31 protein-coding genes and 2 tRNA genes are annotated in these 20,209 nt (G+C 64.5%); 22 read left to right on the top strand and 11 right to left on the bottom strand.

Going from position 1 to position 20,209, the window contains the following annotated elements; all coding sequences use genetic code 11:
• Positions 1-13: 13 nt before the first annotated feature.
• The 19 genes from BST28_RS23790 (at position 14) to BST28_RS25290 (ending at position 11,209) form a co-directional block, all read left to right on the top strand.
• The gene (locus BST28_RS23790; protein ID WP_133054331.1) at positions 14-409 is read left to right on the top strand and encodes a hypothetical protein; all 396 of its coding nucleotides are present in this window, start codon (positions 14-16) and stop codon (positions 407-409) included.
• 197 nt (positions 410-606) lie between these two features.
• On the top strand, positions 607-2,043 hold the full coding sequence (locus BST28_RS18870; RefSeq protein ID WP_083082313.1) for a LamG-like jellyroll fold domain-containing protein: 1,437 nt from the start codon (positions 607-609) through the stop codon (positions 2,041-2,043).
• On the top strand, positions 2,027-3,691 hold the full coding sequence (locus BST28_RS23785; RefSeq protein WP_133054330.1) for a hyaluronate lyase N-terminal domain-containing protein: 1,665 nt from the start codon (positions 2,027-2,029) through the stop codon (positions 3,689-3,691). The genes BST28_RS18870 and BST28_RS23785 overlap by 17 nt, the downstream gene beginning before the upstream one ends.
• Before the next feature lie 200 nt (positions 3,692-3,891).
• Positions 3,892-4,425, top strand: coding sequence for an NUMOD4 motif-containing HNH endonuclease (locus BST28_RS18860; RefSeq protein ID WP_083082309.1), 534 nt, complete (start codon positions 3,892-3,894; stop codon positions 4,423-4,425).
• Positions 4,426-4,484: 59 nt separating this feature from the next.
• Complete coding sequence (locus BST28_RS18855; protein WP_234808328.1) at positions 4,485-4,898, top strand: NlpC/P60 family protein; 414 nt, start codon at positions 4,485-4,487, stop codon at positions 4,896-4,898.
• A complete protein-coding gene (locus BST28_RS24900) occupies positions 4,895-6,121 on the top strand; it encodes a peptidoglycan recognition protein family protein (protein ID WP_083082307.1) in 1,227 nt (408 codons plus the stop codon). Before BST28_RS18855 ends, BST28_RS24900 begins: the two co-directional genes overlap by 4 nt.
• Before the next feature lie 110 nt (positions 6,122-6,231).
• Positions 6,232-6,762, top strand: a complete 531-nt coding sequence (locus BST28_RS25295) for an NUMOD4 domain-containing protein (protein WP_083082304.1) — start codon at positions 6,232-6,234, stop codon at positions 6,760-6,762.
• Positions 6,683-7,837, top strand: coding sequence for a PE-PPE domain-containing protein (locus BST28_RS18840; protein WP_234808327.1), 1,155 nt, complete (start codon positions 6,683-6,685; stop codon positions 7,835-7,837). The genes BST28_RS25295 and BST28_RS18840 overlap by 80 nt, the downstream gene beginning before the upstream one ends.
• Positions 7,834-7,992, top strand: a complete 159-nt coding sequence (locus BST28_RS24205; protein WP_165758110.1) for a hypothetical protein — start codon at positions 7,834-7,836, stop codon at positions 7,990-7,992. The genes BST28_RS18840 and BST28_RS24205 overlap by 4 nt, the downstream gene beginning before the upstream one ends.
• Positions 7,993-8,003: 11 nt before the next feature.
• On the top strand, positions 8,004-8,291 hold the full coding sequence (locus tag BST28_RS24200; protein ID WP_083082300.1) for a hypothetical protein: 288 nt from the start codon (positions 8,004-8,006) through the stop codon (positions 8,289-8,291).
• Positions 8,288-8,578: a DUF2746 domain-containing protein gene (locus BST28_RS24195; RefSeq protein ID WP_083082298.1), complete on the top strand. Its 291-nt coding sequence runs from the start codon at positions 8,288-8,290 to the stop codon at positions 8,576-8,578. Before BST28_RS24200 ends, BST28_RS24195 begins: the two co-directional genes overlap by 4 nt.
• Before the next feature lie 10 nt (positions 8,579-8,588).
• Positions 8,589-8,747: a hypothetical protein gene (locus BST28_RS24190; RefSeq protein WP_165758109.1), complete on the top strand. Its 159-nt coding sequence runs from the start codon at positions 8,589-8,591 to the stop codon at positions 8,745-8,747.
• 8 nt (positions 8,748-8,755) lie between these two features.
• Complete coding sequence (locus tag BST28_RS18825) at positions 8,756-8,983, top strand: hypothetical protein (RefSeq protein ID WP_083082296.1); 228 nt, start codon at positions 8,756-8,758, stop codon at positions 8,981-8,983.
• A complete protein-coding gene (locus BST28_RS18820; protein WP_234808326.1) occupies positions 8,980-9,819 on the top strand; it encodes a ribonuclease H-like domain-containing protein in 840 nt (279 codons plus the stop codon). The genes BST28_RS18825 and BST28_RS18820 overlap by 4 nt, the downstream gene beginning before the upstream one ends.
• Complete coding sequence (locus BST28_RS18815; RefSeq protein WP_083082295.1) at positions 9,816-10,130, top strand: DUF4406 domain-containing protein; 315 nt, start codon at positions 9,816-9,818, stop codon at positions 10,128-10,130. The genes BST28_RS18820 and BST28_RS18815 overlap by 4 nt, the downstream gene beginning before the upstream one ends.
• Positions 10,127-10,486, top strand: a complete 360-nt coding sequence (locus tag BST28_RS18810; protein WP_083082293.1) for a dATP/dGTP diphosphohydrolase domain-containing protein — start codon at positions 10,127-10,129, stop codon at positions 10,484-10,486. Before BST28_RS18815 ends, BST28_RS18810 begins: the two co-directional genes overlap by 4 nt.
• Positions 10,483-10,701 carry a DUF7213 family protein gene (locus tag BST28_RS18805; RefSeq protein ID WP_083082291.1) on the top strand — a complete coding sequence of 73 codons (219 nt, stop codon included), beginning with the start codon at positions 10,483-10,485 and terminating at the stop codon, positions 10,699-10,701. Before BST28_RS18810 ends, BST28_RS18805 begins: the two co-directional genes overlap by 4 nt.
• Positions 10,698-10,901 carry a hypothetical protein gene (locus BST28_RS23780; RefSeq protein ID WP_133054329.1) on the top strand — a complete coding sequence of 68 codons (204 nt, stop codon included), beginning with the start codon at positions 10,698-10,700 and terminating at the stop codon, positions 10,899-10,901. Before BST28_RS18805 ends, BST28_RS23780 begins: the two co-directional genes overlap by 4 nt.
• Positions 10,898-11,209, top strand: coding sequence for a DUF7427 family protein (locus BST28_RS25290; protein ID WP_420093447.1), 312 nt, complete (start codon positions 10,898-10,900; stop codon positions 11,207-11,209). Before BST28_RS23780 ends, BST28_RS25290 begins: the two co-directional genes overlap by 4 nt.
• On the opposite strand, the gene BST28_RS23775 is transcribed toward BST28_RS25290, so the two are convergent.
• The 6 genes from BST28_RS23775 to BST28_RS18780 all read right to left on the bottom strand — a co-directional run bounded on the left by BST28_RS23775 (position 11,119) and on the right by BST28_RS18780 (position 12,472).
• Positions 11,119-11,376: a hypothetical protein gene (locus tag BST28_RS23775; protein WP_133054328.1), complete on the bottom strand. Its 258-nt coding sequence runs from the start codon at positions 11,374-11,376 to the stop codon at positions 11,119-11,121. The two genes, BST28_RS25290 and BST28_RS23775, sit on opposite strands and share 91 nt — an antisense overlap.
• Positions 11,377-11,449: 73 nt before the next feature.
• Positions 11,450-11,674 (bottom strand): hypothetical protein, encoded by a 225-nt coding sequence (locus tag BST28_RS18800; RefSeq protein ID WP_133054327.1) that lies wholly within the window; start codon positions 11,672-11,674, stop codon positions 11,450-11,452.
• Entirely contained in the window at positions 11,674-11,847 is a 174-nt protein-coding gene (locus tag BST28_RS24185; protein WP_165758108.1) for a hypothetical protein, read from the bottom strand. Before BST28_RS24185 ends, BST28_RS18800 begins: the two co-directional genes overlap by 1 nt.
• Before the next feature lie 2 nt (positions 11,848-11,849).
• Positions 11,850-12,092, bottom strand: a complete 243-nt coding sequence (locus BST28_RS18790) for a hypothetical protein (protein ID WP_083082288.1) — start codon at positions 12,090-12,092, stop codon at positions 11,850-11,852.
• Complete coding sequence (locus BST28_RS18785) at positions 12,089-12,313, bottom strand: hypothetical protein (protein WP_083082287.1); 225 nt, start codon at positions 12,311-12,313, stop codon at positions 12,089-12,091. Before BST28_RS18785 ends, BST28_RS18790 begins: the two co-directional genes overlap by 4 nt.
• An 86-nt stretch (positions 12,314-12,399) precedes the next feature.
• Positions 12,400-12,472 (bottom strand) — tRNA-Lys (locus BST28_RS18780).
• Between the two features lie 154 nt (positions 12,473-12,626).
• Between BST28_RS18780 and BST28_RS18775 the strand changes: the two genes are divergently transcribed.
• Positions 12,627-13,856: a L,D-transpeptidase gene (locus BST28_RS18775; protein WP_029249050.1), complete on the top strand. Its 1,230-nt coding sequence runs from the start codon at positions 12,627-12,629 to the stop codon at positions 13,854-13,856.
• Between the two features lie 21 nt (positions 13,857-13,877).
• Here the strand turns inward: BST28_RS18775 and BST28_RS24425 are convergent, their stop codons facing one another.
• The 3 genes from BST28_RS24425 to orn all read right to left on the bottom strand — a co-directional run bounded on the left by BST28_RS24425 (position 13,878) and on the right by orn (position 15,757).
• Complete coding sequence (locus tag BST28_RS24425) at positions 13,878-14,549, bottom strand: VldE C-terminal domain-containing protein (RefSeq protein WP_019736302.1); 672 nt, start codon at positions 14,547-14,549, stop codon at positions 13,878-13,880.
• A 435-nt stretch (positions 14,550-14,984) separates the two neighbouring features.
• Positions 14,985-15,057, bottom strand: a tRNA-His gene (locus BST28_RS18765).
• Between the two features lie 43 nt (positions 15,058-15,100).
• Positions 15,101-15,757: an oligoribonuclease gene (gene orn, locus BST28_RS18760; protein WP_019736303.1), complete on the bottom strand. Its 657-nt coding sequence runs from the start codon at positions 15,755-15,757 to the stop codon at positions 15,101-15,103.
• A gap of 75 nt (positions 15,758-15,832) precedes the next feature.
• Between orn and BST28_RS18755 the strand changes: the two genes are divergently transcribed.
• Positions 15,833-17,395, top strand: a complete 1,563-nt coding sequence (locus BST28_RS18755; RefSeq protein WP_083082286.1) for a helicase HerA-like domain-containing protein — start codon at positions 15,833-15,835, stop codon at positions 17,393-17,395.
• A gap of 51 nt (positions 17,396-17,446) precedes the next feature.
• Here BST28_RS18755 and cmrA read toward each other — a convergent pair whose 3' ends face one another.
• The gene (gene cmrA / locus BST28_RS18750; protein WP_019738636.1) at positions 17,447-18,253 is read right to left on the bottom strand and encodes a mycolate reductase; all 807 of its coding nucleotides are present in this window, start codon (positions 18,251-18,253) and stop codon (positions 17,447-17,449) included.
• A 23-nt stretch (positions 18,254-18,276) separates the two neighbouring features.
• Between cmrA and BST28_RS18745 the strand changes: the two genes are divergently transcribed.
• Positions 18,277-19,593 carry an MFS transporter gene (locus BST28_RS18745; protein WP_083082285.1) on the top strand — a complete coding sequence of 439 codons (1,317 nt, stop codon included), beginning with the start codon at positions 18,277-18,279 and terminating at the stop codon, positions 19,591-19,593.
• Positions 19,594-19,597: 4 nt separating this feature from the next.
• Here the strand turns inward: BST28_RS18745 and BST28_RS18740 are convergent.
• Positions 19,598-20,209, bottom strand: a 612-nt coding sequence (locus BST28_RS18740; RefSeq protein ID WP_083082283.1) for an MmpS family transport accessory protein, incomplete at its 5' end; no start/stop codon positions are given.

Below are 20,209 nucleotides of genomic sequence, written 5' to 3'. Positions count from 1 at the left end.
GCAGGGAGCCTTGATGACCACACCGTCGGAATTGCTGTTCGATCCGCCTGACAGTTTCACGCTGCCTTTGTCAAAAGGCGGAGACATTCATTGCGTTTTCGTGTATCAGCCGCAGGTACTCGACTCATCCGGGACCCCGGTGCTGGACGAGGATGGCAAGGCGACGTTCGCGGTTGCGGATTATCCGCCGGGCTGTACCGTCCGCCTGGAGTTGGATGCTCCCGATGCTCCCGTTGTGGTTGTCGCTGATGTTGCGGGCAGTGAAGCGACAGTGTTGGAAGATCATCTTCCTGTCGATCAGCTGGCCAAACCTGTGTTGTGGCGGCTGGTGTTGACTGATGCCAATGGTGTGGATGATGTTCTGCTGAACGGGGTTACGGCTCGTTATGACGGGAAGCCACCGCGGTGACGCCCGTTGTTGGTGTTCAGGTTCGTCGTGTCTCGCATGTTGTGGTATCGCATTTGTCGACACCGCGGATCGGTGCATCGCATCGTGTGGTGCCGCGGATTGTGGTGGGGCGTCATCGGGTGCGGTGGACGCCACGGCATCCGTCTGAGTCTTTGTTTCCATCCCAGTCCGTGTTTCCGATAGGAGTGTAACGACTGATGACTTATACCAAGCAGACGTGGCACGATGCACCGGCCACTGACACACCGTTGTCGGCGGCTCGCTTGTCTCACATGGAAGACGGCATTGAGGCTGCGGCGGCGGTGGCTGATTTGGCGGCACCAGCAAGTCGGAAGGTCAACGGGCACGACTTGACGACTGATGTCATGGTGACGAAAGCTGATGTGGGACTGAGCAATGTCGACAACACCAGTGACGCCGACAAGCCACTGTCTGACGCTGCAACTACTGCATTGTCTGAGAAGGTCACCGGGTCGGTGAACGGCACCGCAACCGGATTGACGTTGTGGACTGGTACCGCGGCCCAGTTCGCTGCGGTGGCGTCGAAAGACCCGTCCACGGTTTACGTCTACCCCGGTGGTGTCTCAATCGGAGATACCCCCATCATTACCACACTCACCAACGTCACAAACGTCACGGTATCCCGCACTAAAGTGTCGGCTGATATCCCCGGATTTCCCTTGTATGTCGACTTGTCGGGGATGCCAGTTAATTTCTGGGAGACGGTCGCTCAAGGCGGCGGAGACATTCGATGTTATGTCGGTGAGATCGAGCTGGCACGTGAAGTGGTGTTGTGCGACAAGACATCCCGTACCGGGGAGTTGCATGTCAAAGTCGATCTGTCATCCACGGCAGACACCGTAATCACGGTGAAGGTCAATGGCAGTGGGGTCGATTACGCTCCCACCGACCCGTTCGGACGTAATGCAGTGTGGTCGGATTATGCCGCGGTGTGGCACCTGAGCGAAACAACTGGGGCGTACCGGGATTCGACGGGTAATGCCATTGACTCGACCAGTGTCTCGGTCACCTCCCGTGCGGGCGAAGGCAAGCTCGGGGGCGCCACTGCCGTCACCAACTACGCAGACCAGGTGCTGTTCGGCGACCACTTGGATATGGGCACCGATGACCTGTCAGTGTCGATGTGGCTCAACACCACTGACACAACCCCGGGCGGGCGCGTCATTATGCGGAAGCTGGACGTAGGCGTCTCTGGGTGGCAGATCCAAATGACTTCCGGGCAGTTAGCAGCGAACATAACCGGCAGCGCATCCGTTGACGCCGTGGCACCGAAGTCAAAATCCGTCAATGACGGTGTTTGGCATTTGGTCACCGTCATCTATGACCGCGCCGGCAATGCGTCGATTTTCATCGACGGAGCCGTCGCAACAAGCGCGTTGAACCCGCTCAGTATTGCCGCGTTGGCGGGACAGGACATCAGTAACGCCAGCGATCTGGGTTTATCACAGTTAAACGCCAAAAGCTTCATTGGCCTTCTCGACGAGATTCGCGCCAGTCGCATGGTCCTCAGCGCGGCTCGTGTCGCGGCCGAATACGCCAACCAAAACAATCCGGCAGGGTTCTACGCCGTTGCCGATGCTGCCATTACGTCAATAGATGGAGGGGGCGCTTAAGTTGTCCGTTAGGATTCAGCAGCGGCGAGACGCCGCAGGGAACTGGGCATCGCGTAACCCGACCCTGGCGCAGGGTGAGATCGGATTCGTTACCGGCAGCACCGATTTCAAGGTCGGAGACGGAACCACCCCGTGGAATGCGTTAGCCCCCTGGTCACCGACCAAAGGCGCTCCAAAACTGGTGTCTATAGCTGACAACTGCTGGGGGTCTGCACCTGACTCGAAAGCTGCCGCCAGCACGGCGGGCACAAGCAAGCGGTTCTTCAATATCGGCGTAGGTGCTACCAACATCCAAACGGCGTGGCATCACTGGTACACCGACATGGACGGTGGTGAGTATGACTTAGATCCGTCTGGTCCCATCACGTTCAGCGCCTCATTGGAGGTGATCAGCAGCACAAGCCCCGGCACCGTGGTAGGTCAGCTGTGGCGACTCACGTTCGGTGGTAGGACTACGCCCATTCTCGATCCGGGGGGACAAATCCTATCCGACCCGCTTGGACTGTCACTGGCAGCGGGTGATGTTATCGCGGTGCGTACGTACCTTTCCAGTGGAACTGCTTACGCGCCTGAGTTAACTTGGGGCAACGCTTCGACCGGGGTACCTGGCGGTTTCACAGCGGGCTCCGACCTTACCGCCCCCGGCAGTGCTGCTATTCCCGATTCGACCGGATACTATTACGGTCCCGCGAATGTCCTGGGATATCCCGACGATGCAAATAACGCGAAATCCGTTTTAGCGCTGGGTGACTCCATCGGCCACGGCGGTGGTGACATCAGCTGGACTTACACGATTCCGACTAAAATGTGGGGATTTTTACCACGCGCGCTGTCGGGTAAAGCTGGGTTGTTGAACCTTGCCATCGGTGGGGATGAAGCAACCTTGTTCCAGGGCACCAACGGTAGCTTCCGGCGAATAAGCGTTGCAGGTAGGACGAATAGTGCCATTATCGAGTACGGCGCCAACGACCTCGGAGCTGGTGTGTCGGCGGCATCACTTGAAGCCGCTGTCCTCGATCTAGCCAGCAAGCTTCGCCGGTTGGGAATCAGCAAGGTGTTCCTGCTGACGATTGTCCCGCGCTCGACCTCCACCGACAACTGGGCCACCATCACTAACCAAACCACCGACCCCAGTAATCCGCAGCGGGTGCTGTACAACACCTGGGTTCGGGCCAAATGCCCCGTGGATCCTGAAACCAAAGCCGCTGTCGCGGTAGGCACTCCCGGCGCGTTGTTGGCTGGCAGTTTCGGGCATCCGATTACGGGGATGTTCGATGTCGCCGCCACGGTCGAATCATCCCTGAACTCTGGACTGTGGGCTCCGGCGTCACGGGTGGCGACAGGATCGATGGCGTCTGGCGACTTTATTTTGACTACTTCGTCAACAACTTTCAGCTCGGCGAACCAGGAGTCAGGTGGTGATAAGGGGCTGGAGTTCATCTTGTCTGGCGCGGGAGCTAGCGGTGCGGCCCTGCGGGGCAGTCTCGCAAAATACCAAAGCAACACCTCGTACCAAACGAACACGATTGCCAGCACAACCGTCACCGATGCAGCATTGACTATCGGGCCGATGACCGAGGAGGGTGTTCACCCGACGTCGCGGGGCCACAACCTGATGGCGGCGGCAATCGACACAGCACTGCTATGAAAATCGTTGCCGCACTAACCATCATCGGGCTCGCCACCACGGCGGGCCTTGCATTCATTGCCAGTTCAGACTCAATACTTACGTTCTGAACACGGCAATTATCGTTGTGGGCCAGTAGAATTCGATAGACGGGGCCGGAAAGCGCGCCAACGCTGACCGGCCCCTAACCCCATCACTGAGCAAGCAGAGAGGGGCTAGCAGTGGATGCTACCCATGAGCACGAAGAATGGCGGACCATACCCGGATACGAGGGGCGATACGAAGCCTCTTCGCTAGGCCGCATCAGGTCGATCCACACCAAGCGTGGTCCATACGTTCGGGCTCTACGCCTGGATACGCACACCGGCCGCTACCGGGTCACCCTAAATACCGACGGCATCGAAAAGGCCGAAAGGGTCCACCATCTCGTCGCGGCGGCGTTTCTAGGCCCGCGCCCAGACGGGCATTGCGTTTGCCACATCAACGGCGACGGACTCGACAACCGGCCCACCAACCTCCGTTGGGGCACATGGAGTTCCAATGCGCACGACACGGTTCGACATGGACGTAACCATGCTGCCAACAAGACGCACTGCAAGAACGGTCACGAGTTCACGCCGGAGAACACCAAGTACCGAATCCCAAAGGGCAAAGCCTTCGTCAACCCCAGTCCGTCGCGCGTATGCATCGCATGCGAGCGCGAAAGGAATAGCCGCGAAACGCGGCAGAGAGCGAGGAGCCGCAATGCCGCGTAATTGCGTCCGACTGGTCCGGTGGGGCGATTGCGCACTAGCCGACCTCGACGGAGACCGGAGTGTCCCGCGCACTCGCCGCGCTGGCCATCACCGCGTGGCTGCTCGCCGCGCCGATGGCTAACGCCGACCCCACCGAGGTAGTCGCAGCAGCACGCACCGCGGTCGGCGTGCCATACCGATGGGGCGGCACAGACCTGCGCGGCATGGACTGCTCAGGACTCGTCGTCTGGGCGCACGCACAAGCCGGAATCAGCGTGCCCCGCACCAGCCAACAGCAAGCAGTCGCGGGGATGCCCGTCGCCCGCGCCGACCTCGAGCCCGGAGACGTCATCGTGTTCTACCCCGACGCCAGCCACGTCGGCCTGTACGCGGGCGAGGGGCACGTCATCCACGCAAGCACATACGGGCGACCGGTGGCTGAGGTGCCGATTGACGCGGTGGGGCCGTATCGCAATGCACGGAGGTTGGTATGAGCGCGCGCCGCTGGACTAAAGACGACATCGCTCGCATCATCATCGCGGGCGGGCAAGCCGCAGGGATCACGCCGCGCGGCATCGTGATCGGACTATCGGTCGGACTGGTCGAATCCAACCTGACCGTCTACGCCAACGCGAAAGTGCCCGGCTCCCTAGACCTCCCACACGACGCCGTGGGTAGCGACGGCATGAGCGTCGGGGTCCAACAGCAGCAGGTCGTGATGAGCAGCATGGGCTGGTGGTGGGGTCCGGTCGAAACCTGCCAAGACCCCGTGTCCAGCACACGCCTGTTCTTCGACCGCCTCGCGCGCCTGGACTACAACAACACGTCGCGCTCGCCGGGTAGCTACGCCCAACAGGTGCAGCAATCCGCATACCCCGACCGCTACGACCAGCGCATGGGTGAGGCGCAGGCGCTCTACGACCGGCTGACAAAAGGGGCTGAAAATATGCCAGAAAATATACCGTCCGCGACCTACTACGACACCGACCGCAGCCAAGAGTTCGCATTCGGCGGACCACGCAACACCGCCAACATCGTCGGCATCTGCATCCACGACACCGAAGGCGTCACCTCTGCACAAGCCGACGACGAGACCGACGACAACGTCACCACCTACCAATGCACCAGTCGCACCGGTAGTTACCACGTCATGGTCGGCGTCGACGGAGAACGCATACGGCAGAACACCGACGACTGGGCGACCTGGAGCACGGGAAACAAGGGCAACGACATCCTGTTGCATCTGTGCTTCGTCGGCTCCGCGTCCCAAACCCGCGACGAGTGGCTCGCGCAGGACAAGATGCTGCGCGCCGGCGCGACGGTCGTCCGCTACTGGGCCGACAAATACAACATCCCCCTGCGTCGGGTCGACGCCGCGCACCTGCCCGGAATCCTCGGCCACGGCGACACCCGCGTCTGGGGCGGCACCGACCACACCGACCCCGGCCCGAACTTCCCGTTCGACGTGCTCATCCAGTACGCCATCGATCTTGGCACGCAACCCCCCGTAGTGCCGCCCAACCCTGACACCGGAGGCCCCCTCATGGCACTGACCGACGCCGAACAACACGAACTGCTCGACGGCGTGCGCTGGATCAAGCAGCAACTCGGCCCGAACGTGTGGGGTCCGGAGTCCTCGCTCGGTAAGAACGCCAAGGGCGAGGAACTGACGCTGCGGGATGGGCTGGCGGCGCACATTCGGAAGGCGGACAAGTGACGCCGATTGTCGTGCGCGACAAGTAAAATCAATCAAGACGGGACCGGAAAGCGCGCCAACGCTGACCGGCCCCTGACCCACTCACTGATTACGGCAGAGAGGGGCTAGCAGTGAATGCTACCCATGAGGAATGGCGCCCGGTAGTCGGGTTCGAAGGCTCGTACGAGGTCAGCGACCTGGGGCGGGTGCGGAGCGTAACCCGTGTGGTGATCAACATTGATGGCGTTGTTCAAACGTTTCACGGGAAGATGCTCAAGCCATGGTCCGCTAAATGCGGCGGATACCGGACCGTCTCAATGCGCCGCGACCGTCGGACCTATCGCGCGCTCGTCAACAACCTCGTTCTTGAGGCCTTCGACACCGCACGACCGAATGGCACGGTGTGTCGCCATCTTGACGGCAACCCGCAGAACAATCGTTTGGACAACCCGGCATGGGGGACGCAGTCCGAAAACTTGCACGATGCGGTCCGCCACGGAACTCACGGCATGGCGTCGAAAACCCACTGCATCAATGGACATCCGTTCGACGCAGTCAACACACGAATCTACGTCAGGCGGAATGGCAAGACTCAGCGGGTCTGCCGCACATGTCATCGAAATGAATACTGGAGGCGCGCACATGGAAGACGCAAGCGGTAACTGGATTGGCGTCGGCGTCGGCGACACCGATCCTGATGTCCCACGCAACGACCCCGACTGGCACCGCGTCACACTCATCCGCGAGAAGCTGCACGACAAGTACCAGTGGGCGCGCGACATGGGCGTCACGCACGGTGACACCTACACCGAGCTGACCGCCGCCGCCATCGAGGAATTCGGCACCCGCGTCGGCCTCACCCCGCCCCGCGATCCGAACGGACTCGCTGTCGCCGACTACGCCGTCCGCGTTCGACTGGGCTCCTACCCGCCGCCCGCGCCGCCGGAGCCCGTTCGGCCCGTGGTGCTGACCGTCGAAGGGCACCTCAGCGACCTCATGGCCGGACCATGCGCCGACACGGCCCGCATCCTCGAAGCCGAAGGCCACTGCTGGTGGCAACCCGTCGGATACGACTCGGTGTCAATCCCCTTCAACAACCCGTCCGGAGTCAACGAACTCGCCCGTCTGCTCGGCAACCCCACCACCGAAGCCGGACACCCGTTCCCGCTCGGCACGCCATTCGTCCTCATGGGCTTCTCGCAGGGCGCGACGGTCGTCACCGACTTCTACGAGCAGTTCCTACAGCCCGGCCAGATTCACGAGCCGCGCGCCCGTGACCTCATCTCCGTCGTCTGCTACGGCAACCCGTCCAGGGCTGCCGGGTCCATTGCGCCGTGGTCCGTCGCGCAAGCGGGCGATCGTGAGTCGCACGGACTTGACCCGTACAGGCGACTCGGGCAGGCTAGCATGCCACCCAAGCCGGACTACTGGATGGATGTGTGGCGCAAGGGTGACCTGTTCGCCGACTGCGAGGATGGCAAGTCCGGAGAGGTCAAGGCGGCCGTGTATCAGGCCGTCGCCCGCGCCGATTTCTTCTCCGATCCGGCGAGCCTCGTCGCGCAGATCAGCGACCTGTTCAGCACGCCATTCGAGGAAGTCGTGGCGATCTTCAACGCCATCGTTTCGGGCATCGGCTTCCTCATGGACGGGCAGGGTGCGGCTCATTACGCCCCCTACGACATCACCGGCGGCATCAACTGGGTGCGCGATCTGCTCACCGCGCAGGCCGCAGCGTGACTCCCGGCCAGAACTGCCCACACAACGTGGCCGAAGCCGCCCAGTTCGCGATACCGACGGGCGGCCACGTCGGCGACATCCGCGACTGCCCCAAGTGCGGCAAACCCTGCTACGTCCGCGACGGCAACTACCCCGAGCACGACTGCACCGACTGAAAGGCACGCCCATGACCCACGCACAACCCGACCCAGAAACCAGCACTGAATCCCGCATCAACACCGCCATCAAGACCGTCGGCATGATCCTCGCGCTGCTCGTCACCATCATCCCGGCGGCATGGGCATCACGCCTAGGCAAGGTCAAAGAGGGCATCGTCGCCGCAGCCGGCTCAGCGCTGTCCGTCGTGTCCGCACTTCAGCTCATGCCTGGCATCGACGGCACCGCTTCCGTCGTCATCGCCTATGTCGGCATCGTCGCCACCGCGATTGTCACGCACTGGACGGCGAAGCGGTGACGGAGCTGCCCCACGATTACGTGGGACTGGCAGGCATGTTCCTGTTCGTCGCCGGGCCGATCCTGACGCTGTTCATCCAGAACGTCAAGCAGGGCAAGCAGCTCAACGACGTCCACAGTCAGGTGAAGAACAGCCACCCCGACGAGCCGAACATGCGCCACCAGCTCGACGGCATGGAGGGCAAGATCGACCTGATCTCCGACACCATCGGCGACATCCGCAAGGACGTGGGATCGCTGGAGCGCCGGGTGGACAAGCTTGATCGTCCACGGCTGTACGGACGGTGAGGCGGATGTCATGGTCTACGTCCCGTCCACGCTGCCACTGACCGACCGCATCACTATCGCTTGGCGCGGGCTTAAGGCTGCGCGGCTCAGTGGCGACTGCACGGCAGAGTTTGGCTACTCACAGCTCTTGGATCGGCTGCTCGACCGGTTCATCGAAGGCGAACGGTAGGAGGGACGATGGCGTTATCCGATGAGTTGGCGGAGTTGCGAAAGCCGGTGCCTAAGTGCGGTGTGTGCCGCTGGCGAGACGCACTGTCCGAGGCTGACCGCGCCGAGTTCGACGCCTGCCTTGACGACGAGATACCCGGGTCGGCGGTGTACAGGGTGTGCAAGGAGAACGGCCTGGACCGCAACGAGTCGTCCTTCCGCAAGCACATTCGCGAGTGCCGTAAGGCGAAGTCGTGAGTCTGGCCGCCGAGTTGGCGGGCCTGCGCGAACTCGACACCACCGCCCGGGTGCTCACTTTTGACATAGAGACTCAACGCGCAATCATCGAGACATTCTCCCTGTTCAGCAAGTACACGCCCATGCAGCGTGTCCTGGTCCCGGCGCGCATCCTGTGCCTGTCCGCGCGCTGGCGAGGTGAAGACAAAGACATCTTCCACGCCGCCTGGGACGAGGATGACAAGCACAACGTCGACCCGGTCCAGTACGAGAAGATGCTGCGGGCCATCTGGAAACTACTCGACGCCGCAGACATCGTGGTCACCTACAACGGCGACCGCTTCGACCTGCAATGGGTCGAAGCCGAATGCGCCCGCCTCGGCATGGGCAGACCCGCACCGTACAAGTCGGTCGACCTGTTCAAGATCGTCAAGCGGCGATTCAAAGCGGGGTTGATGAGCTGCAAGCTCGAATGGTCGGCGCGCTACTGGCTGCACGACGGCAAAGTCCCACACGGCGGATCGGACCTGTGGCACGACATTCGGCATGGGACGCGAGCTCAGCAACGGGCGGCGCAGAAGATCATGACCGATTATTGCAAGCATGATGTCATTTTGACCGAACGCCTGCTTGACGAGCACCTGCCCTGGACCAACCTCAACATCGCGCTCTACCGCAGCGACCCCGACGATGAAGTGCTGCGCTGCACCAAGTGCGGCAAGTCGGGGCTGCGGGCGCTCAAGAAGAAGGTCTACACCGCCGCGTATGCCTACCAGGCGTACAAGTGCCCGCACTGCGGCTCGGTGTCACGAGGGAAGCGCAGCAAGCTCACGACCGAGTTGCGGAGTGTGACATGACGAGTCCCGACATCTATTACATCGCCGGTCCGATGACCGGGTACGTCGACTTCAATTACCCCGCGTTTGAGGCGAAAGCCGCCGAGCTGCGCGAGGCGGGGAAGTCAGTCATCTCACCTGCGGAGATTCATCCTGCGGAACCGCTGATGCCGACCGACTGGTACCTACGTCGCGACCTCGCCGTCTTGGTGCTGTGCTCGCACATTGTGTTCTTGCCCGGCTGGAAGAGCAGCAAGGGCTCGCAGCTTGAGCATCATGTTGCAACAGCCCTAGGTATGTCTATCACATACCCCGAAGGCGAGGCGTTATGAGCGCGAATGAGTCCATCAACACTTCGCCAACCGGCGGCCAGAAGGCGGGCAACGACGAGCGCTATGACCTCATTCCCGCTGAGCCACTGCGGTTACTTGCGCGCCATTATGGCGTTGGGGCGAAGAAGTACGACGATCACAACTGGCGTAGAGGCTACGACTGGAAGTTGTCGTTCGCCGCGCTCAACCGGCACTTGTGGCAGTTCTGGTCGGGTGAGGATATCGACACCGAAACCGGATCGCCACACATTATCGCGGTGGCATGGCACGCATTCGCGCTCGCTGAATTCATGGATACACACCCCGCTTACGACTCGCGCTTAACGGATGTCGACTCACGGGCTCAACGCACGTGAGCCTCATTGACGGCATCCAAGCCGCCCTGAACGCCGACCATCCCGGCTGGCATGTCAACCACTTCGTCTGCCTCATCGGCGCCGAACGGGTCAACAGTGACGGCGACCTGGAAGCCTGCACCGCCCTGTTTGTTGCCGACGGTCAAGCCGACTACATCACGACCGGGCTGCTGTGCGCGGTGGATGAGCTGCGGTATTGCGAGGATGACCAGTGAGGCTGCGATTCGTTGTCCTCGGCCGAGAAATCTGGTCCGTGGAGTTCAACCGCGACGACGCCGACGTCGTTGAGTGCAACAACGAGCCGACCATGGGCGGCGGCAGCGGACACAACTTTGAGCGCGACTGCGCGCCGATCAGCCCCGATGACCGATACGCGCCGTGGGGTGACCGCGGCGGATTCGGGTTCGTGCGATGAGGCCGGCGGATCGGGCCTGGCTCGTGCTGGCTGGCGGGGTGGCGGCGTGGGACTTAACCTGTGGCCCGGGCGAGACGTTGAGCGAAGCCTGCACTCGACACCGACTCGCACATCCGCTGCTGACTTACGGTGTGGTGGGCTACGTCGCGCTACACCTGGTTGATCTTCTTCCCGAGCGGTGGGATGTGCTGCACGGGGTTACTCGGTTGCGATGGCGTCAGACCGCGAACGCCGTTTCGAACACGACCAGTTCGGGCGGATCGTGCTGTTCGATCCGGGCTACGTACTCACGTCCGTCGGCCGTGTAGACGTTGAGGTTGCCCGTGCCGCTGGCCGACCGACCGACGAGGCAGCCGGGCCACTGACGCTGCGCTTCATTCAGAACGTCCACAAGGCCCGTTGGGCTGAACGGACGATGGTGGTAGTCGAAGTCATCGCGCCAGTCGCCTGTTTTCATTTGCTCGCTTCCCGTCACCGTTCCATCTTTCCCATGCCGCCCCGGCGGTCTCGTTGTAGCGCCCCGTCCCGCGCTCCGAGACCGCCGGGGCTCATTCCGCTTTGTGGGCCGGAAGCCCGGTCAGCAGCCACAGCGCACTGGAATATCGCCCCCACGCCCGACCGGCCTCGTCGCCATACTCATCTGCGATGCGCCACCGCGCGCACGAATCGTGGCAGGAGCGGTAGTCGGCGAACCATGGGTAGTCGGCGAGAACGCTGGCGATGGTCGCGTGCAGGTCGCCCTCGCTGACCGTCACCGTCCTGGCTAGTCCCATCACCGCCACCCGATTTCGGTCATGTAGGAACGCACCACGTCATCGGCGTCGGCCTCGACGGTCGCCGCGAGCACTGCCCCCACCACGCCATCAATGGTGCAGTACTGGATGTCGGGGTAGCGGAGCAGGATGGCCTGGCCAGCGCGTCTGACGATCTCTGATCGCGCCGTCACCGTCACCACCTCCACAGATACTGCGGGCACTGCCCCGCGACCACCGACCGGATGTACACCCGCGCATCAGCCGCCGTCGCATCCGGCCCGAGCACCTGGCGCACCGTCACCGACGACTCCAAAGTGCTCGGCGTGTTCCCGGCGGCAAGGAGGCGACAGATAGCGTTGCTGGCGGGGTCGGCATGAGCAGATGGTGCGGCGATCAGCGCCAGCGCGGCCAAGACTGCGAGGGTGAGGCGCTTCATGATGCGACCGTACCGCTAGCGGGCGACAGCAGACTCCGCAGCGCCGCAGCGTGACTACGCAGCATCCGTTCCTCGGCGGAATAAATCGCCATCATCGCACTGTCGGGACACATTCCCAGGCGGGCCGCATCATCACAGGCTTCGTCGGCGCACTGCTCCCAGGCCGTGGCGACAGCGAGGATCTGGCCGGCGGTGACGGTGCGGTCAGTCGTGGCGTTCATGCCATCAATTCAACGCCGAGGGTGCCCCGCTGTCGATAGGGTGACCCTTAGGGTTCCCGCTGATTCTGAAAACCTATCCTGAGCTGTGCGCCGTCAGGGTTTCGAACCCCGGACCCGCTGATTAAGAGTCAGCTGCTCTACCAACTGAGCTAACGGCGCTGGGCGGTCAAGACCGCGAGGAAGACAATAACAGGCACTGCACCACGAGGCGAAATCCGCTGGTGCCCGGGCGGCGATCGCTCGGCAGCGGCAGGCCCGATTAGCCACTAGACTGCCTGCGAGCAGTTTGAGCTGGGTCAGGTGGGAACAGAGCATGGGGCAGGTTGGTTCGACGCGCCGCTGTCGGGGGTATCGGTCCCGGCTCGCGGCGCTGCTGGTGGTGCCCGCCGTCGTGTTGGGTCTGAGCGCCTGCGGCGGCAATGCCGACGCGGAGGCGACGAAGATCATCACCGACAAGGGCACCCCGTTCGCCGACCTGCTGGTGCCCAAGCTCACCGCGTCGGTCACCGACAAGGCCGTCGGGGTGGCGGTGGACGTGCCGGTGACGGTGACCGCCGAGGATGGCGTGCTCGACTCGGTCACCATGGTCAACGAGTACGGCGCGGTGGTCGACGGTCGGCTCAGCCCCGACGGGCTGACCTGGTCGACGACCGAACCGCTCGGCTACAACAAGCGCTACACGGTGAACGCCAAGTCTCTCGGGTTAGGCGGTGTGACCAGCCGGCAGGTGACCTTCCAGACCCATTCGCCGCAGAACCTGACCATGCCCTACGTCATGCCCCGCGACGGCGAAGTCGTCGGCGTCGGTCAGCCGGTGGCGATCCGTTTCGACGAGAACATCGTTGATCGCGCGGCGGCCGAAAAGGCGATCAAGATCACCACCGACCCGCCCGTGATCGGTGCGTTCTACTGGCTGAACAACCGGGAAGTGCGGTGGCGCCCACAATCTTTCTGGAAGTCCGGAACCAAGGTCGACGTGGCGGTCAACATCTACGGCGTGGACCTGGGCAACGGCGTCTTCGGACAGGACAACGCGTCGAGCCACTTCGTCATCGGCGACGAGGTGATCGCGACCGTCGATGACGACACCAAGTCAATGGTGGTGCGGGTCAACGGCGAAATCGTCAAGACCATGCCGGTGTCGATGGGCAAGGACAGCACCCCGACGAACAACGGCACCTACATCGTCGGCGAACGGTTCCCGCACATCGTGATGGATTCGTCGACCTACGGGGTGCCGGTCAACTCGCCCAACGGCTATCGCACCGATGTGGACTGGGCCACCCAGATCTCCTACAGCGGAATCTTCGTGCACTCGGCGCCGTGGTCGGTGGGTGCGCAGGGCTACTCCAACACCAGCCACGGCTGCATCAACGTCAGTCCCAGCAACGCGCTGTGGTTCTACGACCACGTCAAGCGCGGCGACGTGGTGCAGATCAGCAACACGATCGGGTCGCTGCTGCCCGGCACCGAAGGCCTCGGCGACTGGAACGTGCCGTGGTCGCAATGGGAAGCCGGCAACGCCAACGAGCCGACGCGTTAGCGGCGCTTCGGCGTCCGCGGCTCAGGCAGGGGCCGGCTCGGTCTCTTCTTGCAGGTACTCTTCGCTGCCGTTGGGATAGCCACCCCCGAAGGTGGTGATGTGCACATGGTCGTAGTGGCCGTTGCCTCGGCCGCTGGGTCCGGCAGGCGTGTAGTAGGTGCCGCGCCAGATCGCGTCTTGCAGGGCGAACCGGCCGGCGTTGCGCAGGGCGTACGCCACGATCTGGTCTCCGAGCGCAATGCCCTCGGGGCTGCCGGAGTTGGGGATCATGATGTCGATCGCCAGGCCCGACGGGTGCCAGCGCTGGCCGTCCGGACGTACCCCGATCATGTTGTGCACCTGCGGGAACGCCTCGCTGATGCTGCGTGAGACCAGGATCGTCTTGACCTGCATGCCGCGCTCGTTGGCGATGCCCGGCGGCAGTGCGTGCGGCGCCGGCATGCCCCAGGCACCCACCGAAAAGGCTTCGGCCGGAGGCGGCGGAAAGTCTTCGGGCGGCGGCGGAGGGGCGTCCTCGGGAGGCGGGGGAGGCCCGTCTTCCGGCGGCGGAGGAGGCAGGTCCTCGGGCGGGGGCGGCGCCTCGGCGGCGGCCGCGGGTTCGTCGTTGTTACCCGGTTCAGCGCCGGCGCCGCCGGCGGCGAACAAGACGGCGGCCGGCAACACGGCCGTCGCCGCCAGAACCGAGGATTTCATGCGCAGATCAACTAGTCCTTGCGTGAGCACGCAGGGACCGTAACCAAAACGTGACATTCCCACCAAACCGACGCGCCCTGATCGCGTTACAAATACTCACCGCGGTGACACATTTCGGCGGCTGGACTCACCGCGCTCCGGCCGGTGTCAACCGCCGCAAAAAATCATCCTGACCTGGGGAATTAAGATAGTCAGCGGCCGCAGGGCGACTACATCGCCCGGTTCACCCTTGGGAGCCGGTCGAGTGTGGCGCAGATCTCGTTCCGGAGCGGGGTGGTGAGAGGCATCGAGCGCCCAGTCACCGGTGCGTGGACAAGCCGGGTCCGGGAGCTCCACTGCCGGCGGTCAGGCCACGAAATAGTCACCCGGTAACGGTTCCCCGCGAAAGAAACACGAAAGAAAGAGGTCGGAGGGCGAAACCCTCCGACCTGTCGGGGTGGCTGACGGGACTCGAACCCGCGACACCCAGGATCACAACCTGGTGCTCTACCAGCTGAACTACAGCCACCATTGCTGCCGATCGGCGAGCCGAGCACGCAGCGTCGTCGATACTAGCCGCTCGGGCGCTCAGCGACCGAATCGATCTCCTCGGGCGCGTCCGTCGACGGTCCCAGTTCGGCAGCGATCGCGGCGATATCGCTGGTAGGAGGCCCGGGAGGGGCCACGAATGCGGTGCGCCGGTAGAACTTCAGCTCCCGGATCGACTCGTGGATGTCAGCGAGCGCCCGGTGCGCGAGCCCCTTGTCCGGCTGGCCGAAATAAATCCGCGGGTACCAGCGCCGGCACAACTCCTTGATCGAGCTGACATCGACCATCCGGTAGTGCAGATAGTCGTTGAGCGCGGTCATGTCGCGGGCCAGAAACGCCCGGTCGGTGCCGATCGAGTTGCCCGCCAGCGGTGCCGTCTTGGCCTGTTTTACGTGGGTGCGGATGTAGTCGAGCACCATCGCCTCGGCGGTGGCGAGGTCGATGCTCGAGGCCCTGACCTCCTCGATCAGCCCTGATCGGGTGTGCATGTCGGTCACGACGTCGCTCATCGCGTCCAGCGTGGCGTCGTCGGTGTGGATCACCACGTCGATGCCCTCGCCGAGGATGTTCAGCTCACCGTCGGTGACCAGGGCGGCGATCTCGATCAGTTTGTCCGAAGCCAGATCAAGACCGGTCATCTCGCAGTCGATCCAGACGAGTTCGTCTCGTGCAGCGCTCACAGTTTGCCCACGTTAGCCCCTCGCGGCGCCCGTAGTCGCATGACGGTGCTGACCGGGCAAGTAATGTCGGGGGCTGTGAGTCCCGATTCGGCGGCGAACGCCGCTCAGCAGATCGCGGCCGGCTACGTCGCCGACGGTCAGGCCCTCGAACTGGGCACGGTGGTCATCGACGGGACCGCCGACGCGTCGGCGCAGGTCCGCATCCCACTGGCCACGATCAACCGGCACGGGCTGGTGGCCGGCGCCACCGGCACCGGCAAGACCAAGACGCTGCAGGTGATCGCCGAGCAGCTGTCGGCGGCCGGCGTCCCGGTGCTGATGGCCGACGTCAAGGGTGACCTGTCCGGGCTGTCACGTCCCGGCGAGGCGGGCGACAAGATCACCCAGCGTGCCACCGAGACCGGCGATGACTGGGCGGCGACCGCGTTCCCGACGGAGTTCCTGTCGCTGGGCACCGGCGGCATCGGCGTGCCGGTGCGCGCCACCATTTCCAGCTTCGGGCCTATCTTGTTGTCGAAAGTGCTGGGGCTCAACGCCACTCAGGAGTCGACGCTCGGGTTGATCTTCCACTGGGCCGACCAGAACGGCTACCTGCTGCTGGATTTGAAGGATCTGCGCTCGGTGATCAGCTACCTCACCAGCGACGAGGGCAAGCCGGCGCTCAAGCAGCTCGGCGCGGTTTCTCCGGCGACCGCGGGGGTGATCCTGCGGGCACTGGTCAACCTGGAAGCCGAAGGCGCCGACACCTTCTTCGGGGAGCCGGAATTGGATCCCAAAGATCTGATCCGGCTCGACCCGCAGGGCCGCGGCATCATCTCGCTGCTGGAACTCGGCGACCAGGCGGCGCGCCCGGTGCTGTTCTCCACCTTCCTGATGTGGGTGCTGGCCGACCTGTTCACCTTCCTGCCCGAGGTCGGCGACCTGGACAAACCCAAGCTGGTGTTCTTCTTCGACGAGGCTCACCTGCTGTTCACCGACGCCTCCAAGGCGTTCCTGGAACAGGTCGAGCAGACCGTCAAACTGATCCGCTCCAAGGGTGTCGGGGTGTTCTTCTGCACGCAGTTGCCCACCGATGTGCCCAACGCGGTGCTGTCGCAGCTGGGTGCGCGCATCCAGCACGCGCTGCGTGCCTTCACCCCCGACGACCAGAAGGCGCTGAGCAAAACGGTGCGCACCTACCCGAAAACCAAGGTGTACGACCTGGAGTCGGCGCTGACGTCGCTGGGCATCGGTGAAGCGGTCGTCACCGTGCTGTCCGAACATGGCGCCCCGACCCCGGTCGCGTGGACCCGGCTGCGTGCGCCACGGTCACTGATGGGAACCATCGGCATCGACGCGATCACCGCTGCGGCCAAAGCCAGTCCGCTGCAGACCGAATACGGCCAGACCGTTGATCGGGAGTCGGCTTACGAAATCCTGTCGGCGAAACTGGCCGCCGGAGAGGGCAGCCGACCCCCGCAAGGTGACGTCACCATTCCGCCGCCGCCGAAGCGGCCGCCCTGGTGGCGGCGGTTCGGACGCTGGCTGGCCCACTTCCTATCCACCCGGGAGGGCAAGCGAGTGGTGGCCGCGGTCACCACCGTGGTGGTCGGGCAGATCTCTCGCGGCCAGATGGGCACCGGCCGCCGCCGGCGTTAAATCAGACGGGGTTCACCTGGTTCCCCGGCTTCGCCGTGCCTGCGACCGCCGTTAGCCGCCGCCGAGCTTCTTATAGACCGCGCCCACGATCGGCGTGACGATCGCGCGCGGGGCGTACCCGCTGGCCATCGACATGGCCTTCGATGTGATTCCGGGAACGACGCGCATCTTGTTGCGCTCCAAGGCATCCAGCGACAGCTTGGCGGTGTGCTGGGTGGAGATCCACAAGAAGTCCGGGATCAGCTTGTCGACCAGCGAGGCTTCGGTGGCGTCGGGCATCTCGGCGCGCACCGGCCCCGGTGCCAACAGCGTCACGTGCACCCCGGATTTGAGCAGCTCGCCGCGCAGTGACTCGCTGAAGGTGTTGGCGAAGGCCTTGGTGGCGGCGTAGGTGGCGTTGTTGGGTATCGGTGAGTTGCCGGCCGCCGAACCCGAGATCAGGATTCCCCCGGCGCGGCGCGCCAGCATGCCCGGCAGCACCGCCAGCACCAGGTCGTGTACCGCAACGGCGTTCAGCTGCACCTGCGCCTTTTCCGCGGCGGGGTCCAGGCCGGAGATCGGCCCGAACGTCGCGGTACCGGCGTTGGCGCACAGCACCGAAATCTCCCGATCGGCCAATTCGGCGCAGAACTCGTCGCGGGCCGGGGGATCGGCCAGGTCGACGGGCCGCACCTCCACGGTCACCCGGTACTTGTCGCGGAGCCGCGCCGCCACGTCGTTGAGCACGTCCTCGCGGCGCGCGGTGAGGATCAGCGCGTGTCCGCGGGCGGCCAGTTCGGTCGCCAGCGCTTCGCCGATCCCCTGGGACGCTCCGGTGATGACGGCGCGGGCATCCGGGCTGGGAGCAGGCACTGGCATGGGCCAATCGTAGAGTGCCAGGCATGGATGGCCCGGGGGTGGTCAGATCCGGGCGATCGCGGATCGTGGCGTGGGCGTTGTGGGATACCGGCGCCGCGGCCGTGAGCGCGATCGTGGTGACGTTCGTGTTCTCGGTGTATCTGACCAGCAGCGTCGGCCGGGAGCTGCCCGGTGCGGTGTCGCCGGCCAGCTGGCTGGGCCGCACGCTGGCCATCTCCGGTCTGACCGTGGCCGCGGTGGCGCCGCTGGTCGGGGTGTGGGTGGCCGCCCCGCACCGCCGGCGGGTGACGCTGGCGGTCCTTACCGGGACTGCGGTGGTGCTCATCGCGTCGATGAGCACGATTCGCGACGCGCCGGCCTACTTGGCACCGGGGCTGGTGCTGCTGGCGCTGACCGCCGCCTGCGGTGACCTGGCGAGCGTGCCCTACAACGCCATGCTGCGGCAGGTGTCGACGCCGGCGAATTCCGGGCGGATCTCCGGATTCGGCTGGGCCGCAGGCTATGCCGGCAGCGTGGTGCTGCTGTTGGTGGTCTACCTGGGCTTCGTCGCCGGTAGCGGTCCGACCCGCGGCCTGCTGGGCCTGCCGGTCGAGGGCGGGCAGAACGTTCGGGCCGCGATGTGGCTGACCGCCGCGTGGCTGGCGACGTTCGCGCTGCCGCTGCTGCTGATCGCCCACCGGCTGGCGGGCACCGGGGAGCCGGCCCCGCCACGGGTGGGCCTGCTCAGCGGCTATCGCCAGTTGTGGCGCGACATCACCGCCGAATGGCACCGCGATCGCAACCTGGTCTACTACCTGGTCGCCAGTGCGGTCTTCCGGGACGGCTTGGCCGGGGTATTCGCGTTCGGGGCGGTGCTCGGCGTCAACGTCTACGGCATCTCGACCGGCGACGTGCTGATCTTCGGGGTGGCCGCCAGCGTGGTGGCCGCGCTCGGCGCGATCGCCGGTGGCCTGCTCGATGACCGGATCGGGTCCAAGACGGTGATCGTCGGCTCGCTGGTCGCGATGGTGGCCGCCGGCATCACGTTGATGACGCTGTCCGGGCCGGTCGCGTTCTGGGCCTGTGGGCTGCTGCTGTGTCTGTTCATCGGGCCCACCCAGTCCTCGGCGCGCACGTTGCTGCTGCGGATGGCGCAGGAAGGCCGGGAGGGGCTCGAAGGGGTGGCCTTCGGGCTCTACACGATGACCGGCCGCGCGGTGTCGTTTCTGGCGCCGTGGTTGTTCTCGCTCTTCGTCGACATCTTCCACAGCGACCGGGCCGGTATGGGCGGGCTGTGCACCGTGCTGGTGCTCGGTCTGCTGGCGATGCTCGGTGTGCGGGTGCCGCGACGGGCGGCGTGACGGTTTAGCCCTTCGCCGTGCAGACCGTGAGGATGGACCCGGTGCGCTGACGCACCTGGGTGCCGTCCACCGACAATGAGCAGGTGACCTGCTCGCCGAAGTTGACGACCGTGACCGCTGCCGCAGTCGATGCGGGTGGTGTCAGGGTGACCTGCTTGGTCCAGGGCAGCGTCACGTTGAACTCGGTCTGCAGCACCCCGCCGGTGTCGATGTAGGCGATGCTGAGCGCCCTGCCGGTCCCGGTGACGCTGTAGACGATGGTCTCGGGGACCCCGGCGGTGGTCGATGTGGTCGGCGGCGGTGTGCTCGGGGTGGTGCTGGGCGTCGTCGACCGCGTCGGCGGCGGCGTGGTTGTCGGGGTGCGCTTGGGAATCGGTGTACTCGGGGCCGTCGGTAGCGGCGAAACCGGCGTCACCGTAGCCGAATTCCGCTCCGAGCCGTTGGCGATCACCAGTGCGATCACCATGCCGACCACCAGTAGCACCGCGGCGCCGGCCACCAGCCACAGCCAGTTCGGGAACCGCGGCGGTTCCGGTGGGCCGCCCTGGCCGCCGCCTGCCGGCCCGCCGCCCGAGGGGCCACCGGGCGGGGGCGGTGACGGCTCCCAGTGCTGCCG

Origin of the sequence: Mycolicibacter kumamotonensis (genome assembly GCF_002086285.1) — a bacterium.
Classification (GTDB): domain Bacteria; phylum Actinomycetota; class Actinomycetes; order Mycobacteriales; family Mycobacteriaceae; genus Mycobacterium; species Mycobacterium kumamotonense.
Note: the sequence above shows the minus strand (reverse complement) of the source record. Positions and strands in the feature narration are given on the sequence as shown.

Bases quoted from the DNA above. Each gene is read 5' to 3' on its own strand.
- BST28_RS23790 (WP_133054331.1), top strand. From the start codon at position 14: ATGACCACACCGTCGGAATTGCTGTTCGATCCGCCTGACAGTTTCACG.
- BST28_RS18870 (WP_083082313.1), top strand. From the start codon at position 607: ATGACTTATACCAAGCAGACGTGGCACGATGCACCGGCCACTGACACA.
- BST28_RS23785 (WP_133054330.1), top strand. From the start codon at position 2,027: ATGGAGGGGGCGCTTAAGTTGTCCGTTAGGATTCAGCAGCGGCGAGAC.
- BST28_RS24900 (WP_083082307.1), top strand. From the start codon at position 4,895: ATGAGCGCGCGCCGCTGGACTAAAGACGACATCGCTCGCATCATCATC.
- BST28_RS18840 (WP_234808327.1), top strand. From the start codon at position 6,683: ATGGCAAGACTCAGCGGGTCTGCCGCACATGTCATCGAAATGAATACT.
- BST28_RS24200 (WP_083082300.1), top strand. From the start codon at position 8,004: ATGACCCACGCACAACCCGACCCAGAAACCAGCACTGAATCCCGCATC.
- BST28_RS24190 (WP_165758109.1), top strand. From the start codon at position 8,589: ATGGTCTACGTCCCGTCCACGCTGCCACTGACCGACCGCATCACTATC.
- BST28_RS18825 (WP_083082296.1), top strand. From the start codon at position 8,756: ATGGCGTTATCCGATGAGTTGGCGGAGTTGCGAAAGCCGGTGCCTAAG.
- BST28_RS18815 (WP_083082295.1), top strand. From the start codon at position 9,816: ATGACGAGTCCCGACATCTATTACATCGCCGGTCCGATGACCGGGTAC.
- BST28_RS18810 (WP_083082293.1), top strand. From the start codon at position 10,127: ATGAGCGCGAATGAGTCCATCAACACTTCGCCAACCGGCGGCCAGAAG.
- BST28_RS25290 (WP_420093447.1), top strand. From the start codon at position 10,898: ATGAGGCCGGCGGATCGGGCCTGGCTCGTGCTGGCTGGCGGGGTGGCG.
- BST28_RS18800 (WP_133054327.1), bottom strand. From the start codon at position 11,674: ATGGGACTAGCCAGGACGGTGACGGTCAGCGAGGGCGACCTGCACGCG.
- BST28_RS18790 (WP_083082288.1), bottom strand. From the start codon at position 12,092: ATGAAGCGCCTCACCCTCGCAGTCTTGGCCGCGCTGGCGCTGATCGCC.
- BST28_RS18785 (WP_083082287.1), bottom strand. From the start codon at position 12,313: ATGAACGCCACGACTGACCGCACCGTCACCGCCGGCCAGATCCTCGCT.
- BST28_RS18775 (WP_029249050.1), top strand. From the start codon at position 12,627: ATGGGGCAGGTTGGTTCGACGCGCCGCTGTCGGGGGTATCGGTCCCGG.
- BST28_RS24425 (WP_019736302.1), bottom strand. From the start codon at position 14,549: ATGAAATCCTCGGTTCTGGCGGCGACGGCCGTGTTGCCGGCCGCCGTC.
- cmrA (WP_019738636.1), bottom strand. From the start codon at position 18,253: ATGCCAGTGCCTGCTCCCAGCCCGGATGCCCGCGCCGTCATCACCGGA.
- BST28_RS18745 (WP_083082285.1), top strand. From the start codon at position 18,277: ATGGATGGCCCGGGGGTGGTCAGATCCGGGCGATCGCGGATCGTGGCG.